Here is a 15,518-nt window from a genome sequence, read left to right on the forward strand (position 1 = left end):
TCGGCGTCCGCCGGTTAGGTTGCCCTCATGACCGACACGACTGCTCCTCGCACCACCGGCGCCGTGGCCGCCGGCCTCGCCACGATCGCCGCCGACGGCACCGTTCTCGACACCTGGTTCCCCGCGCCCGAGCTGGCCGACCAGCCCGGCCCGTCCGGCACGGAGCGGCTGTCCGCGGAGCGTACCGCGGAGCTGCTCGGCGGTGGCGCGACCGCGGCGATCGGCCCGGACGCCCGCCGGGGCGTCGAGGTGGTCGCGGTCCGCACGGTCATCGCCTCGCTCGACGAGAAGCCGATCGACGCGCACGACGCCTACCTGCGCCTGCACCTGCTGTCCCACCGCCTGGTCAAGCCGCACGGCCAGAGCCTGGAGGGCATCTTCGGATTCCTCGCCAACGTCGCCTGGACCTCGCTCGGCCCGGTCGCCGTCGACGACCTCGAGAAGGTCCGGCTGAACGCCCGCGCCGAGGGCCTGCACCTGCAGGTGACCTCCGTCGACAAGTTCCCGCGCATGACGGACTACGTAGCGCCCAAGGGCGTCCGGATCGCCGACGCCGACCGGGTCCGCCTCGGCGCGCACCTCGCCGAGGGCACCACCGTCATGCACGAGGGCTTCGTCAACTTCAACGCCGGCACGCTCGGCACGTCGATGGTCGAGGGCCGCATCTCCGCCGGCGTCGTGATCGGCGACGGCTCGGACATCGGCGGCGGTGCCTCCACCATGGGCACCCTCTCCGGCGGCGGCAACGTCATCATCTCCATCGGCGAGCGCTGCCTGATCGGCGCCGAGGCGGGCGTGGGCATCGCGCTCGGCGACGAGTGCGTCGTCGAGGCCGGCCTCTACGTCACCGCAGGCACCCGCGTCACCATGCCCGACGGCCAGATCATCAAGGCCCGCGAGCTGTCCGGCGCCTCCAACATCCTCTTCCGCCGCAACTCGGTCACCGGCACCGTCGAGGCCCGGCCGAACAACGCGGTGTGGGGCGGACTGAACGAGATCCTGCACAGCCACAACTGACGGTCCCGGCACGATCCCGTAAGGATGACCCCGCGTGACCTCGCGGTGGTTTCGGCAGATGAACGGGTGGACGCAGTGTCCGATCAGACGCCGAACCGACGAAACGAGGACCGGGGCATGAGGAATGAGCGGGGGCGGGCCGTGGTGCGCGGGCTGGCCGGGGTGGTCGCGGCGCTGGCGGTGTGCTGGCTGCCGGCGGGGGCCGCGCACGCCGACGAGACCAACACCGGCTCGCACAACGGCCACCGGGTCGGTCTGATCAATGTCAACACCGGTCAGATCGACGACCCGGCGGAGGACGTGCTGGAGCACACGCTGCTGTTCGGTGACGGGTACGCCTGGAACTGACCGCGCAGAGCAGACGGGACGGCCCGTACCGCAGGTGACACCGCGGTACGGGCCGTGCCGTTCTCGTTTCCTGGTGAGCGGCGGCGAGAAGACCACCCGGCTCAGTGACTTCCGGTCGCCCGAGGACAACACCGAGGGGCGGTGCGAGCCGGTGCTCGCCGAGCGGTGATCATGTGCTGGTCAGGACGGCGTGGAGTGAGAGCAGTCCGTCGGCCGTCCGGCGGTCGGCCGGCTGAAGGGGGCTGCGGACCGGGCCTGCCGGGAGTGCCAGGGCGTTGAGAAGTGCCTTCGCCGTGACGGTGCCCGGCAGGCCCGCCGACATGATCGCCTCGATGAGGGGGGTGGCCTGCTGCTGGAGGCGGGCCGCCCGGGCCGTGTCGCCCGCGTCGAACGCGTCCAGGACCGCCCTCAGGTGGTCAGGGATCACGTTCGCGACCGTGCTGACGTAACCGGTGCCGCCCACGGCGTACAGCGCGAGATCGTGTTCGTCGCAGCCCGCGTAATACGCCAGGTCGGTCCTGGCCAGTACCTTCTGGGCGCCGAGGAAGTCGTGGGAGCAGTCCTTGACCGCGACGATCCTGGGGTGCTCGGCGAGGCGGAGGATCGTCTCCGGTTCGATGCGGGTGCCGGTGCGGACGGGGATGTCGTAGACCATGAGCGGGAGTGCGCAGGCGTCCGCGATCTCACGGAAATGGGCCTCGATCGCGTCCTGCGGGGGTCTGCTGTAGTACGGCGACACCACGAGCAGACCGTCCGCGCCCGCCTTCTCGGCCTCCCGGGCCAGTTCGGTCGTGTGCCGGGTGTCGGGGGTGCCGATGCCGGTGATGACCTTCGCGCGGTCGCCGACCGCCTCGCGGACGGCGGTGACGAGGGCCGACTTCTCGGCATCCGTGGTGGTGGGCGACTCGCCCGTCGTGCCGGAGAGGACCAGGCCGTCGCAGCCGTTCGCCACCAGGTGGGTGGCGAGGCGCTGGGCGCCGTCGAGGTCCAGGGCGCCCGACGGGGTGAAGGGGGTGATCATGGCGCAGAGGGTGCGGCCGAGGAGGGGTGCGGGAGGTGCGGGGGCTGCGGCGGGCGGTGTGGTCATGGGGGTAGTCTCGGCTGGGACTTCGTGTAGCTCCACTTAATTTCGCTACCAGCTATTTCTAAGCAATGCTTCAGAGTGGGGGGGATGGCGGGGGTGCTGAGCCGCCGACGGGCGGCCCGGAGTCGGCGGGGTAGCGGCGGGGTCGCCCGGGTACCCGGGTGTTCCTGACGTCGAGAGGAGGCACCGTGACCGGGACCATGGATCATCGGGCCGTGCACGACGAGCGCCGTTCCGTGGGTGAACTCGTCGGGCAGGCCACGGAGCAGCTCTCCACGCTCATGCGGCAGGAAGTGGCACTCGCCAAGGAGGAGCTCGCCGAGAAAGGGCGGCGTGCGGGGCGCGGCGGCGGGTTGCTCGGGGCGGCGGGTGCCGTCGCCTACGCCGGGCTGCTCGTGCTGTCCGGTGCGGGTGTCGCCGCGCTCTCCCTGGTGCTGCCCGTGTGGGCCGCGGCCCTGATCGTGACCGGGGTGCTGTTCGTGATCGCGGCCGTGCTGGCGGCGACCGGGCGGGCGCAGCTGCGGAAGGCCGCTCCGCCCACGCCCGAGCAGGCACTCGGCAGTGTCAGGGCGGACGTGGAGGAGATCAAGGAGAGGGCACATCGATGACGGACGCGACGGGTGGGGCGAAGGGCCCCGATGAGCTGCGGCGGCAGATCGAGCGGACCCGTACTGAACTCGGCAACACGGTGGAGGAGTTGGCCGGGAAGGCGGATGTGAAGGGGCGTGCGCGGGCGCGGGCCGCTGATCTGCGGGACAAGGCCGGGGCGATGACGGTGCAGTTGCGCAGCAGTGCCGCGCAGGCGGGGCACACCGTGCAGGATCGGGCGACTCATGCGGGGCCTCGTCCGGTGCGGACCGTCGTGCAGGCCGGGATGCGACATCCGAAGCCGGTACTGGTGGCCGGGGCGGCGGGGGCCGTGGTGGCCGTCGGGGTGCTGCGGTGGAGGCATGCGCACGGGCATCGCTGAGCCGTGTCCCGGGTCGGCGGGGGCGCGTGCGGTGCCTGAAGGTGAGGTGGGTGCGTGGGCGCTGCGGTGCCCCGTTTCCCCGGGGTTGCGGATCCAGTCGGCCCCGGCAGCGACGCCGCGTCGCCCCGTACCCGCTTGACCTCAAGCTTGGTCGAGGCTGAAAGGTGGGGTGTGTTCGCGACCGGCGCTACGACTGGAGTGTTCATGAGCCGTCGAACCGAGCAGCACCCCGACCCCACCGACCCTCGGATCGGTGCTCCCTTCTTCAGTACCTGGCGGGTCGGCACCCCCGAGCGGCAGCGGCAGACCGTGGAGGCCATCGGGCGGACCTGGGAGCGACGGCCCTGGCCGACCAGGGATCTGCTGGGCTATCACGTGTACGCGGGGCAGGACGGGTCCACGCTGATGCACTACTCGCAGTGGACCGGGGAGCAGGCGTACGAGTCCTTCGTCAAGGCTCACCGGCAGGAGCGCGTCGACGAGATCGACACCGCCGTGCCGGGGATCGAGCGGGTCGAACTCGGGCGGTACCAGCACTACCGGAGCCGTGAGCGCGCTGTGGGAGACAGGCGGGTGCCAGGCCTGATCGTGACCGTGCGAGTCGACTTCGAGGGCCGGGCGGAGGCACGTCGGGAGGAGTGGGTCGACCTTGTGCTGAAGGCCGTGGACGGCGATCCGCAGGGGCATGCCGGGCTGATGTCCGCGCACTTCCACCTCAGTACGGATGGTGGGCACGTGCTGAACTACGCGGAGTGGGAAAGCGCCGAGGCTTACGAGGGGGTCCTGGCGGCGCCCTCGACGGACTCCTGGGAGCGGGTGCGGACGTATCCGGGGTTGCAGGGCGTCACCGGCAGCCGGTACGAGCACGCTCTGGGGCTGGTGCCGGACTGATCGGTGCGCGTGGGGCCGGCCGGGCGGGATGCCCGGCCGGCCCCACGGGGTGTCACGGGCGGAAACGCAGGACCTGTGGGTCGTGGTCGCTGATCTGGTCGTTGAACTCCGCGTTGACGTGCACGCTGTCGTACTCGACGTCGCAGTCGCGGCGGATCGACGGGCTGATCAGGATCTGGTCGAGGACCTGGCTGTTGCCCTGATAGACGTACGAGTAACGCTCGCTGCGGGGAAGCGACTTGATCGCCGACCAGAGTTCGCCACGGCCCTCGAGGAGCTGCGCGGTCTTCGAGAACTCGAAGTCGTTGATGTCGCCCAGGGCGATGACGTCCGCGTTCTTCTGGGTGTCGAGGATGTCCTTGACGAAGGCGTTCACCAGGGTGGCCTGCCGGTGGCGCTGCGTCTCGGAGCTGCGGGACGGAGGCTGGTACTGGGCGGTCAGGCCCTGGTCGCCGCCCTTGGAGTTAAAGTGGTTGGCGATCACGAAGACCGAGCGGCCGCGGAAGACGAACTCGCCGGCCAGCGGCTTGCGGCTGTTCTTCCAGGCCTCGTCGGCAGGGGCGATACGGCCCGGGCTCAGCGTCAGGTGCGCCTTGCCGCGGATCTTCGTCACGCCGGTGGCCGTCGTGGCGTCGCCGCCCGCGCGGTCCGCGAAGGAGACCCGCTCCGGGTTGAACAGGAACGCCTGGCGGATGTTGCCGCCCGGCTCGCCGCCGTCGGTGTTGTCCACCGGGTCGATCGAGCGCCAGTCGTACTTCGGGCCGCCGGCCGCGACGATCGCGTCGATCAGCTTGGTCAGCGTCTGGTCGGCGGCGACCGTGCCGTCGTTCTTCGCGCCGTTGTTGTCCTGGATCTCCTCCAGGGACACGATGTCGGGCGACTTCAGGTTGTCCACGATCGCGGCGGCGTGGGCGGCGAACGTGTCGTCGGTCGGGTCGAGGTTCTCGACGTTGTAGGTGGCGACCGCGAGTTCGGAGGAGCGCTGCTTGCGGGTCGTCTCGCGCTCCAGGCCCGCGCTCTTCAGCGTGCCCAGCTCGCTCGCGACGAGCGTGTAACCGCCGAACTGGTTGTAGTCCAGGGGGCCCGCGGTGGTGCCCGTGAGGGTGTCGCCCACGTTCGCCTTGGGGAAGTCCGCCGTCGCACCGAGGGACTGGATCTGGAGGCGGCCGGTGTTCTGGTCGTCGTAGGAGCCGTAGACCGTGCCGCCGTGGCGGTTGCGGTTCTCGTGCGGCTTCACCGTCACCCAGAGCTCGGTGTACGGGTCGGTGGCACCGACGACGCGGGTGTCGGCGACCCGGACGGACATGCCCTCCAGCGCCTCGTAGTGGTCCAGGGCGTACTTCGCGGGCTGGAGCGGGAGCGCGTTGACCGAGCCGTTGGCGGCGGTGTCACCGGCGGGCGCGTAGGCGGCGGGGACCGAGCGCGAGGTGATGGCCGTTGCGGCGGGCAGCGCGTTGCCGCTGGAGACGACCGTGGTCGTCGGCTTGGTGATCTCCGTCACCGACTGGTTGCCGGAGGTCGCTCCGCCGGGGACGTACTCCGTGACCGTGCCGCTGACCGTGACGGAGTCACCGACGGCAACGCCCTTCGGGGCGGAGCTGGTGAAGACGAACACGCCCTCGCTGGTCGCCGAGTCGGCGTCCGGTGTCGGGTCCTGGATCCAGAAGCCGCGGGACGAGCCGTAGGTCCGGATGCCGGTGACGATTCCGGCCACGTCCGTGACCTGCTTCCCGGCGTACGGGGACATCCGGGTGCTGCCCTGGATGTCGTGAATGCGGACCGACTCCGCATGCGCGGGGCTGGTGAGGACGATCGTGGATGCCGCGGAACACGCGGCGGCGACGGTGAGCGCGGCGAGACGCGCGGACGACTTGCTCGGCAACGGGATTCCCTCCGGGGACGTGACAGGGCGCCGGGACGAGGGCGGAGACGTGGAATGGCTGACTGCCGCTACCTGTGGGGCGGATGCGGTGACGCGCGTAGAGCGCGGTGGACGGGTGGGCCTGGTGGGGCCGGCCCGGTGAACAAGTGTCCGCCGACTTCTACGCGCGTCAATCTCCAGCCTGTTCATGTCACTTGTCAAGGTTTCGGCCATGTACGGCGGCTGACGGGGAGATGAAGTGGGCGGCATGGGTGGAAATCCGTCTAGGCTGAGCGGTTGAGTCACCTGAGGCGCGCTAGGAGAAACAGCCGATGTCAGACCGCTCCCCCCTGCCGCCGGTGCGGCTGCACCCCGAGGCGGAGCTGGCGCGCGACGCGCTGTCCACGCCGTTGCTTTCCCGGGCCGCCCGGCTCGCCCGCTGGGCCGGGCCGGACACCCGCGTCGACGCCGGGGGAGGGCTCGTCGACGAGCAGCTGCCCGCGGCCGCGGAGGCGCTCGGGCTGAGCGGGGAGGACGCCGCCGCCGATGCCGGCGAGGCGTGGCGGGTCGCCGTCGACGCGGGGCTCGTCGAGGTCGTCGACGAGGAGCAGGGCACCGTGACGGCCGGCGCGGACCTGGCCCTGCTCACCGGCGGCTCGCCGCAGGACGTGCTCTCCGTGTGGCTCGCCGCGCTGGAGACCGTGCTCGCCGACGCGAGCGTGCCCGACCTGGACGGGCTCGTGGACGAGGAGGGCGAGGTCGACCTCTCCGCCCTCGACTGGGACCCCGAGGGCGAGGCCGAGTTCCTCGACGGCGTGCTCGGCAACCTCTATCTGCTGACCGCCGGCGAGGACGCGCCCGACGGCGCCCCGGTGCCGCTGCCGGCGCTGGCCGCCTCGGTGATCGTGCCCAGCGACATGGGCGAGCCCACCAACGACGTCCTGGAGCAGGTGTCCGACGCGATGATGCGGCTGGACGACCAGTTCCGGATGCTGGAGCCGGTGGGATTCGTCGCCTACCGGCCCCTGGACGAGGCGCTCATGGCCGACGCCGACGAGGAGCCCGCAGCGCCCGTCGACGACACCGACGTCTCCCGGTACGGCATGGTCCGGCTCACCCCGCTCGGGGTGTACGGCATGCGTGCGCGGCTGCTGGAGGCCGGGTTCGAGGCACCGGCCGTCGGGGACCTCGCGGACAAGGGGGCCGACGCGCTGCTCGACGGCACGGCGGAGTTCCCGCCCGGTGCCGCGCAGGCCGAGACCGAGCAGTGGCTCCAGCGGCGGGAATCGCCGGCCGCGGCACGGGAGTTGCTGGCGGCGGCCCGGGGCTCCGATGCCGGGGCGCCGTTGCGGCGGTTGCGGTGCCAGCAGGCCCTCTCGCTCGTCGGCGTCTCGGCCGAGCCCGCCTTGCGCGAGGTGCTCGACGATGCCGAGCTGGGCGGGCTCGCCCGGGTGTGGCTGACCGAGCACGGTGCGGTGGATGTGCCCGCGCCGTCCGAGGCGATGGTGTACTGGCTGACCATCGACACGGTGGCCGCGCAGCTGGCCGCGGAGGGGAACTCCGAGGAGCTGCGGGCGCTGGTGGAGGGGCTCGCGCGGCAGCACGGCGGGTTCTTCGACGCCGTGTGGCGGGTTGATCATCCGGCCACGGCCGATGTGCTGGAGGCCATGGGGCGGTTGCATCCCGACAAGAAGGTGGCGAAGGAAGCACGGAAGGCGGCGTTCAAGGCGCGATCGCAACAGGGGGGCTGATCCCGGTTCGCGGGTGCGGCGTCGTCTCGGCTTGTCGCGCAGTTCCCCGCGCCCCTGGGGTGTTGTTCAACCGGTGTTCACGGATGAGCGGGACGGTTTCGCCGAACGAGGTCCGCCACCTCCCACGGCATTCTCACCGTCACAGGAGACACCATGTCGCTCACCCGTAGGGACTTCGCCAGAAACTCCGCGATCACCGGTGCCGGTGTCGCGCTGGCGGGCAGTGTCGGCGCCCTCGCCACCGCGCCGAACGCCCTCGCGTCCGACGACACCGGCAGCGCGGGGGCCGAGGCGGCGGACGCCCGGCACGGAGTCGGCTACGGGCCGCTCGTCCCGGACCCCAGGGGCCTCCTCGCCCTGCCCGCCGGCTTCACGTACAAGATCATCACGTACAGCGGCAAGACCCGGCTGGAATCCGGCGAGTTCACGCCCTCCAACCACGACGGCACCGCCACCTTCGACGGCCCCCGCGGCACCACCCTGCTCGTCAACAACCACGAGCTGAAGGGGCCGCGCGCCAACTGGGAGCACCCGGTGCCGCTCACCGAGGGCCTCGTCTACGACCCGGCCGCGGCCGGCGGCTGCACGGTCGTCGAAGTACGCCCCGACGGACGCGTCGCCGAGTGGGTGGGCATCTCCGGCACCTCCACCAACTGCGCCGGCGGCCGCACCCCCTGGGGCACCTGGCTCACCTGCGAGGAGAACTCCGACAAGGCCGGCGTCAACGGCATGACCAAGGACCACGGCTACGTCTTCGAGGTCGACCCCTGCGACCGGCGCGCCAACCGTGCCCCCAAGCCGCTGAAGTTCTTCGGCCGCTACGACCACGAGGCCGTCGTCATCGACCCCAGGCGCGGCCACGCCTACCTCACCGAGGACGCCGCAGGACCCAACGGCCTCTTCTTCCGCTGGACCCCGCCCAAGGGCTTCGAGTACGGCCCCGGGAAGTTCCGGGGACTCGCCGACGACGCCGGTGTCCTCCAGGCGCCCAAGTGCTTCGACTCCGGCGGCACGTTCGTCGACGACCTGTCCCGCGCCACCAGGACCGGCACGGTCTACGGAGTCGACTGGGTCGACGTCCCCGACCGCGACGCCCGCACCACCCCGGTGCGCAAGCAGTTCACAGACGGCCAGGTCACCCGCGCCCGCAAACTGGAGGGCATGTGGTGGGGCGACGGCGGCGCCTACATCGTCTCCTCCTACGCCCGTGAGGAGAGCCCCGTCCAGCACGACGGCCAGGTCTGGTTCTACGACCCCAAGCGCCGCACCCTGACGCTCAAGGTCCTGCTCGGCGTGAACCCCGACCCGTCCAAGGACGGCGCCTTCGACGGCCCCGACAACATCACGGTCTCCCCGTACGGCGGCCTCGTCATCGCCGAGGACGGGGAAGGCGTGCAGCACCTGTTCGGCGCCACCGACAGTGGACGCACCTACCCGATCGCCCGCAACGAGCTGAACATCGGTACCGAAGAGGAGCCGGAGTACAGCGAGTTCACCGGAGTCACCTTCTCGCCCGACGGACGGACCCTCTACGCCAACATCCAGACCCCCGGCATCATGCTCGCCATCACCGGGCCCTGGAAGCGCCAGAAGCGGTCATAAATTCGCTCGCGATTCCCCAGTTGCGCCTCCTACAGTGAGATCACAACGTCACGCACCTCCCGGTGCGATGGCAGCGGCTACTTCTCTTCCAAAGAATCCGACGCCGCCGCCGACTTGATCTCGGGAGGCGCAGCATGTGGTGGGTGCCCGGTGCGAAGGCAACGGTTACTTCCTGGGATCAGAGGGTTGCGGGTTCGAGTCCCGTCAGCGACTTCGGGTCGCTGTAGCTCAAATGGGTAGAGCATCTGGATTAGTCCGTCGCCGACTTCTGTCCTCGGGCACCCACCTCTTTTCCTGCATGCAGCGCCTCCCTCGAAATGCGAATGAATTCGGGGGAATTCACCATGGCGCGATTCAATTCCAAGGCGGCCCGCGCACGTCCCGTCTCGCGCGTGACGTCCACCGGGCGTGTGCTGCGCACCTACGAGGGCGGCCGGGGCCATGAGCGGGACGCCCGCTCCGAGCTCTTCCTGCTTGCCCTGTCCCACTTCGTCTCCCAGCAGACCTTCTACGAGACCGGCACCGACCGAGACGACCGGTTCCAGCGACTCGTGCGCGAACTGGCCGTCACCGACCCGGAGTGGACGGCCGGCCTGCTCGGCTGGCTGCGTGGCGCGGGCAACCTGCGCACGGCCTCGGTCGTCGGAGCCGCCGAGTACGTCAAGGCCCGCCTGGACGCTGGCGCCACCGACGGCCCGTCCAACCGGCAGGTCGTCGCCTCCGTCCTGCAGCGGCCCGACGAGCCCGGCGAACTGCTCGCGTACTGGACCGCGATGTACGGCCGGAACGTGCCGAAGCCGGTCAAGCGTGGTGTCGCGGATGCCGTGCGCCGCCTGTACCACGGCAAGGCGCTGCTGAAGTACGACACCGCCTCCAAGGGCTACCGTTTCGGCGACATCCTCAACCTCGTGCACGCGGCCCCGGACCCGGACAAGCCGTGGCAGGGCGAGCTGTTCCGCTACGCCCTGGACCGCCGGCACCACCCGGACACCGCCGTGCCGCCCGCGTCGGACCACGTCCTCACCGCGCACCGCGAGCTGATGGCACTGCCCGTCGGGGAACGGCGGGCAGTCGTGACCGCCGAAGGCGGTGCCGAGCGGCTGGCCGGGGCCGGAATGACCTGGGAGGCGCTGGCGGGCTGGCTGCAGGGACCGATGGACAAGACGGCCTGGGAGGCCGTGATCCCGTCCATGGGCACCATGGCGCTCGTGCGGAACCTGCGGAACTTCGACGAGGCCGGTGTCTCGGACGAGGTGGCCGAGCGGGTCGCCGCGCGGATCAGCGATCCGGCGGAGGTCGCGCGCTCGCGGCAGTTCCCCTTCCGGTACCTCGCCGCGTACCAGAACGCGCCGTCGCTGCGCTGGTCGTACGCGCTGGAGCGGGCACTCGGCCACTCGCTGGCCAACGTGCCGGCGCTGCCCGGCCGGACGCTGGTGCTCGTCGACCGCTCCGGCTCGATGTTCTGGTCGAGGCTGTCCGACCGCTCGGAGCTCACCCGCGCCGACGCGGCGGCGATCTTCGGTACGGCCCTGGCCCTGCGAGCCGAGAGCGCCGACCTGGTCGAGTTCGGTTCGACGAGCGCCCGTGTGAAGTTCCGCCGGGGCGAGTCGGTGCTGAAGGTCCTCGACCGCTTCGGCGACCTGGGCGGCACCGACACCACGGAGGCGGTGCGCCGGCACTACAAGAAGCACGACCGGGTGCTGATCGTCACCGACGAGCAGTACACACACCACCACCGGGGCGACCCGACCGAGCAGATCCCGGCCGACGTGCCGGTCTACACCTGGAACCTCGGCGGGTACCGGGCGGGTCACGGACCGTCGGGCACCGGGAACAGGCACACCTTCGGAGGCCTCTCCGACGCGGCCTTCCGGATGGTTCCGCTGATCGAGGCCTCCCGGGACGCCGACTGGCCCTGGGTGGCCTGAGGGGCTGTGGCCCGCACCGCGTGGGGAGTGCTGGCCATTGCCCTGTGCGGGCCATCGTCCTGTGCGGGCCGTGGTCCACGGCGGGCCGCGGTCCACGGCGGGCCGCGGTCCAGCGGCGCTGAACGCGTACAGCGCGCTGTTCTGACCAACGGTCCGGCCATCGGTCCGGCAGCGTACGGGAATCTTCCGGCTCGCGGTCGGGTTGTCGCGCTCAACCGACACCCGTTGAGGAGCAGTCATGTCCGACGCGCCAGCCGTTCGCGAACTCCGCCTCGTGGTCACCGCCGAGGACTACGACGCCGCGCTGCACTTCTACCGGGACGTGCTGGGTCTGCCCGAGCGGGCGGCCTTCGCTTCGGAGGACGGGCGGGTCACGATCCTGGAGGACGGGCGGGCCACGCTGGAGCTGACCGATCCGAACCATGCCGCGTTCATCGACGAGGTCGAGGTGGGGCGGCGGGTCGCCGGGCACGTCCGGGTCGCCTTCCAGGTGGACGACTCCGTCGCCACGACGGCGAAGCTGGCCGCCGCCGGAGCGGAGGTCGTCGCCGAGCCGACGCGCACCCCCTGGAACTCCCTGAACTCCCGGCTCGAAGCGCCGGGCGCTCTCCAGCTGACGCTGTTCACCGAGCTCGGCGACTGACGGGGGTGGTGGATGGCGGGCCGGGGTGTTCGACCCGGCTGCGGCGGTGTTCTGGGGCGCCGTCGCCAGGTGGTGGGTCGGGGCCGTGCCGGGGGGCGTCCGGGCGGCCCTGCCGGGTCGGCCGGGGTGCCGGATACAGTGCTGAGCGTGCGGACGGACAATCAGCGTGCGGAGCCGAGTGCGGAGCGGCCCGACGGTGCCCGGCGCCGGGCCACGATCCATGACGTCGCCCGCCTGGCCGGGGTGTCACGCCAGACGGTCTCCCGGGCGGTCAACGACAAGGGTGAGATCGACCCCGGCACCAAGGAGCGGGTCCTGGAGGCGGCGCGGCTCCTGGACTACCGGCCGAGCCGGTTCGCGCGCGGACTCGTCCAGAAGGGCGCGGTGACGGCGGGCCTGGTCATCCCGGACCTGCGCAACCCCTTCTTCCCCGAGGTGGCCGCCGGGGTGCTGGAGGCGGCCGAACAGCGCGGCTGGCAGGTCGTCGTGTGGGACTCCCGGATCGACCAGGCCCGGGAGCGGGAGGCGCTCGACGTGCTCTCCCACCAAGCGGACGCCGTCGTCGGCTACTTCAAGGACCCGGACGACGTACTCACCCGGCACCTCGGGGGCGTACCGCTGGTGCTGCTGGAGCGCGGCCCGCAGCAGACCCGGTTCGCGGCCGTGGGCATCGACGCCGCAGCCGGTGTCCAGCAGGGCATGGATCATCTGTTCCACGCGGGACACCGGAGGATCGGCATGCTGGACGGGGGGCACGGCCCGAGCCCCCGCAGACAGGCCTTCCTCGAGCAGACCCGGCGGCTCGGCCTGCCCGTCGACGAGGGCTGGGTCGTGGTGTGCCCCGAGCACAGCGTGGCGGGCGGCGAGTCGGGCATGGAGCGGCTGCTGACCGCGCGGCCCGAGGTCACCGCGGTGTTCGGCTTCAACGACCTGATCGCGATCGGGGCGATGCGCACCGCCCGCCGCCGCGGCCGGAGCGTGCCGGACGACCTGGCCGTGCTGGGCTTCGACGGCCTCTCCCTGGGAGAGCTGGTGGACCCCGCCCTGACCACCCTGCACATCGACAAGCGGCGACTCGGGCGGCTTGCCGTGGAACAGGTGGCCCGGCTGCGCGCGGGCGAGGAGCCGCTGCGGGGCGCGGACGCGTGGGTGACACCCGAACTCGTGGTGCGCGACTCCGCCTGACCTCCTGCCCCCTGCCCGTCGGCGGTTCGGGGTCTTCGGCCGGCAGGGGAACCGGGCCGTTCTCGGTAAGGTGCGCGGAGAGTCCCCGGTGGTGAGGAGTGGTCGCGTGGCGCGGGTCAGGCCCATGCGGGCGGATGCCCGGCGCAACTACGAGCGGTTGCTGACGGTCGCCGTGGAGGCGTTCGCCGAGCACGGGGAGGGTGCCTCCCTCGACGACATCGCCAAGCGGGCCGGGGTCGGCTCCGGCACGCTGTATCGGCACTTCCCGACCCGGCAGGCGCTGCTGGAGGCCGCCTATCTGGACCGTATCGAGGCGATCGCGGCCCGGGCCGGTGTGCTCGCGGCGGAACTGCCGCCGGGCGAGGCGCTGACGGAGTGGCTGTACGAACTGGGTGCCGGGATGATCCGGATGCGGGGGCTGAAGGCGCTGCTGGGACCGGCCGTCACGGACTCCGGCAACCTCGTGACCACGGGGTGCGGCGACGCGGTCAAGGTCGCGGCCGGGCGGCTGGTCCGGGCGGCGCAGGAGGAGGGCACACTCCGGGCGGACGTCGAGCCGATCGATGTGCTGCGGCTGGCGCACGGCATGGCGACGGCGTCGGAACTGGCGGACGGGGAGGGCCGGCACCTCCGGCGCTACCTGACACTGCTGACGGAGGGGCTGGGGGCGGGGCGCCGCTGACGCGGTGCGCCGGACGCCCCCTGGTGAGGGGGCGTCCCCGGAGGCCGGTGCGGTGGGTCACAGGGCCTGTGCCGCCGGCTTCACCATGCCCCTCACCGTGCGGGACTTCACGAACTCGCCCATGGCCGTCATGTCCCACTCGCCGGAGAACTGGCGGATCAGCTTGGCCATCAGCACGCCCGTCTGCGGCTCGGCACTGGTGAGGTCGAAGCGGACCAGTTCCTCACCGGTCGTGCCGTCCAGGAGGCGGCAGTAGGCCTTGGCGACCTCGGTGAACTTCTGGCCGGAGAAGGAGTTGACCGTGAAGACCAGGCCGGTGACCTCCTGGGGCAGGCGGCCGAGGTCGACCATGATGGTCTCGTCGTCCCCGCCGCCCTCGCCCGTGAGGTTGTCGCCGGAGTGGCGGATCGCGCCGCCCACGATCTGCAGCTTGCCGAAGTAGCAGCTGTCGATGTGGTTGCGCTGCGGCCCGTAGGCGATGACCGAGGCGTCCAGGTCGATGTCCTTGCCGCGGTACGCGGGCTCCCAGCCGAGGCCCATCCTGACCTGGGAGAGCAGCGGGCGGCCGCCCTTGATCAGGGAGACCGTCTGGTTCTTCTGGAGGCTGACGCGGCCCTTGTCGAGGTTGATCTTCCCGGCGCCGGGCGCGGGCGGGGGAGGTGTGGCCGGGGTCGGGGGAGCGGCGGGCGCGGCGACCGGCGGGGCCACGGGCGGCTGCACCGGGGCGGGCGGCGGGGTCACCGTCTGGGGCGGGGTGGCGGCCGGCTCCTCCACCGTGACCCCGAAGTCCGTGGCGATGCCCGCGAGGCCGTTTGCGTATCCCTGGCCGACGGCGCGGGCCTTCCACTGGCCGTTGCGCTGGTAGACCTCCACGATCACCAGGGCCGTTTCGCTGCCGAGCTGCGGCGGGGTGAACGTGGCCAGGACGGTGCTGTCGTCCGCGTTGCGGATGGTGGCCGTCGGCTCGATGCCCTGGAAGGTCTGGCCCGCGGCGTCCGGGCTGGCCGTGACGACGATCTTCTCGATGCCGGGCGGGAGGGCCGCCGTGTCCACCACGATCGCGTCGGGCGCACTGCCGCCGCCCGAGCGGTACGTCACGCCGGGACCAGACGGCTGGTTGTAGAAGATGAAGTCGTCGTCGGAGCGCACCTTGCCGTCGGCGGTGAGCAGCAGGCCCGATACGTCGAGCCGCACCGGGGCGGCGACGTCCACCGTCACGCGGGCGGCGGACAGGGGGATGTTCGAGCCGGGGGTCATAGCTGTCATGCCGGGTGAACGAGCGAGGCGACTTTGCCGTTCCCTTACCCTGCGGCCAATCGGGTCAGCGGAGGTTGCGTGGGTGGTCGCGGGCGGTGCGTTCGTTGCCGCGCTTGTAGTTGCCGGTCCAGCGGGCCATGACGAGCTGAGGGTCGGAGGTCTCGACCTCGGCGAGGAACTGTGCGGCCCGGGGGCCGTTCAGGGTGGTGGCGGGGCGGCCGTGGTGGCTGATGCGGATCGTTCCGCCCGTGTGCTGCTCGTAGGTGAATCCATGAGGTCTCGGCATGCCGTGAGGGTAC

15 protein-coding genes are annotated in these 15,518 nt (G+C 71.5%); 11 read left to right on the forward strand and 4 right to left on the reverse strand.

Translation table 11 applies throughout. From position 1 onward, the window contains the following. The first annotated feature begins 27 nt into the window (after nucleotides 1-27). On the forward strand, nucleotides 28-1,017 hold the full coding sequence (gene dapD / locus ACFY5B_RS17005) for a 2,3,4,5-tetrahydropyridine-2,6-dicarboxylate N-succinyltransferase (RefSeq protein WP_389969667.1): 990 nt from the start codon (nucleotides 28-30) through the stop codon (nucleotides 1,015-1,017). Nucleotides 1,018-1,134: 117 nt separating this feature from the next. Then, nucleotides 1,135-1,365 (forward strand): hypothetical protein, encoded by a 231-nt coding sequence (locus tag ACFY5B_RS17010; protein ID WP_389969669.1) that lies wholly within the window; start codon nucleotides 1,135-1,137, stop codon nucleotides 1,363-1,365. Between the two features lie 169 nt (nucleotides 1,366-1,534). On the opposite strand, the gene dapA is transcribed toward ACFY5B_RS17010, so the two are convergent. Further along, complete coding sequence (gene dapA, locus ACFY5B_RS17015; protein ID WP_389969671.1) at nucleotides 1,535-2,452, reverse strand: 4-hydroxy-tetrahydrodipicolinate synthase; 918 nt, start codon at nucleotides 2,450-2,452, stop codon at nucleotides 1,535-1,537. Nucleotides 2,453-2,637: 185 nt separating this feature from the next. On the opposite strand from dapA, the gene ACFY5B_RS17020 reads away from it, so the two are divergent. The 3 genes from ACFY5B_RS17020 (at nucleotide 2,638) to ACFY5B_RS17030 (ending at nucleotide 4,310) form a co-directional block, all read left to right on the forward strand. Further along, nucleotides 2,638-3,057, forward strand: a complete 420-nt coding sequence (locus ACFY5B_RS17020) for a phage holin family protein (RefSeq protein WP_389969673.1) — start codon at nucleotides 2,638-2,640, stop codon at nucleotides 3,055-3,057. Beyond that, nucleotides 3,054-3,419, forward strand: coding sequence for a DUF3618 domain-containing protein (locus ACFY5B_RS17025; protein WP_389969675.1), 366 nt, complete (start codon nucleotides 3,054-3,056; stop codon nucleotides 3,417-3,419). The genes ACFY5B_RS17020 and ACFY5B_RS17025 overlap by 4 nt, the downstream gene beginning before the upstream one ends. Nucleotides 3,420-3,623: 204 nt before the next feature. After that, complete coding sequence (locus ACFY5B_RS17030) at nucleotides 3,624-4,310, forward strand: hypothetical protein (RefSeq protein WP_389969677.1); 687 nt, start codon at nucleotides 3,624-3,626, stop codon at nucleotides 4,308-4,310. A gap of 52 nt (nucleotides 4,311-4,362) precedes the next feature. On the opposite strand, the gene ACFY5B_RS17035 is transcribed toward ACFY5B_RS17030, so the two are convergent. Beyond that, on the reverse strand, nucleotides 4,363-6,192 hold the full coding sequence (locus ACFY5B_RS17035) for an endonuclease/exonuclease/phosphatase family protein (protein WP_389969678.1): 1,830 nt from the start codon (nucleotides 6,190-6,192) through the stop codon (nucleotides 4,363-4,365). A gap of 311 nt (nucleotides 6,193-6,503) precedes the next feature. On the opposite strand from ACFY5B_RS17035, the gene ACFY5B_RS17040 reads away from it, so the two are divergent. The 6 genes from ACFY5B_RS17040 to ACFY5B_RS17065 all read left to right on the forward strand — a co-directional run bounded on the left by ACFY5B_RS17040 (nucleotide 6,504) and on the right by ACFY5B_RS17065 (nucleotide 13,962). Further along, the gene (locus tag ACFY5B_RS17040) at nucleotides 6,504-7,922 is read left to right on the forward strand and encodes a hypothetical protein (RefSeq protein WP_389969680.1); all 1,419 of its coding nucleotides are present in this window, start codon (nucleotides 6,504-6,506) and stop codon (nucleotides 7,920-7,922) included. A 153-nt stretch (nucleotides 7,923-8,075) separates the two neighbouring features. Further along, nucleotides 8,076-9,524 carry an alkaline phosphatase PhoX gene (locus tag ACFY5B_RS17045; RefSeq protein WP_389969682.1) on the forward strand — a complete coding sequence of 483 codons (1,449 nt, stop codon included), beginning with the start codon at nucleotides 8,076-8,078 and terminating at the stop codon, nucleotides 9,522-9,524. A 344-nt stretch (nucleotides 9,525-9,868) separates the two neighbouring features. Further along, a complete protein-coding gene (locus ACFY5B_RS17050; protein WP_389969684.1) occupies nucleotides 9,869-11,452 on the forward strand; it encodes a TROVE domain-containing protein in 1,584 nt (527 codons plus the stop codon). A gap of 238 nt (nucleotides 11,453-11,690) precedes the next feature. Further along, complete coding sequence (locus ACFY5B_RS17055) at nucleotides 11,691-12,095, forward strand: VOC family protein (RefSeq protein WP_389969686.1); 405 nt, start codon at nucleotides 11,691-11,693, stop codon at nucleotides 12,093-12,095. Between the two features lie 147 nt (nucleotides 12,096-12,242). After that, nucleotides 12,243-13,280, forward strand: coding sequence for a LacI family DNA-binding transcriptional regulator (locus ACFY5B_RS17060; protein ID WP_389969688.1), 1,038 nt, complete (start codon nucleotides 12,243-12,245; stop codon nucleotides 13,278-13,280). A gap of 106 nt (nucleotides 13,281-13,386) precedes the next feature. Next, nucleotides 13,387-13,962, forward strand: coding sequence for a TetR/AcrR family transcriptional regulator (locus tag ACFY5B_RS17065; protein ID WP_389969690.1), 576 nt, complete (start codon nucleotides 13,387-13,389; stop codon nucleotides 13,960-13,962). Nucleotides 13,963-14,019: 57 nt separating this feature from the next. Here ACFY5B_RS17065 and ACFY5B_RS17070 read toward each other — a convergent pair whose 3' ends face one another. Both ACFY5B_RS17070 and ACFY5B_RS17075 read right to left on the reverse strand, forming a co-directional pair. After that, nucleotides 14,020-15,219, reverse strand: a complete 1,200-nt coding sequence (locus ACFY5B_RS17070) for a TerD family protein (protein ID WP_389969936.1) — start codon at nucleotides 15,217-15,219, stop codon at nucleotides 14,020-14,022. Between the two features lie 64 nt (nucleotides 15,220-15,283). Then, nucleotides 15,284-15,505 carry a hypothetical protein gene (locus tag ACFY5B_RS17075; protein WP_389969692.1) on the reverse strand — a complete coding sequence of 74 codons (222 nt, stop codon included), beginning with the start codon at nucleotides 15,503-15,505 and terminating at the stop codon, nucleotides 15,284-15,286. Nucleotides 15,506-15,518 lie beyond the last annotated feature (13 nt).

The sequence above is a fragment of the Streptomyces sp. NPDC013187 genome (assembly GCF_042899705.1).
Taxonomy (GTDB): Bacteria; Actinomycetota; Actinomycetes; order Streptomycetales; family Streptomycetaceae; genus Streptomyces; species Streptomyces hawaiiensis_A.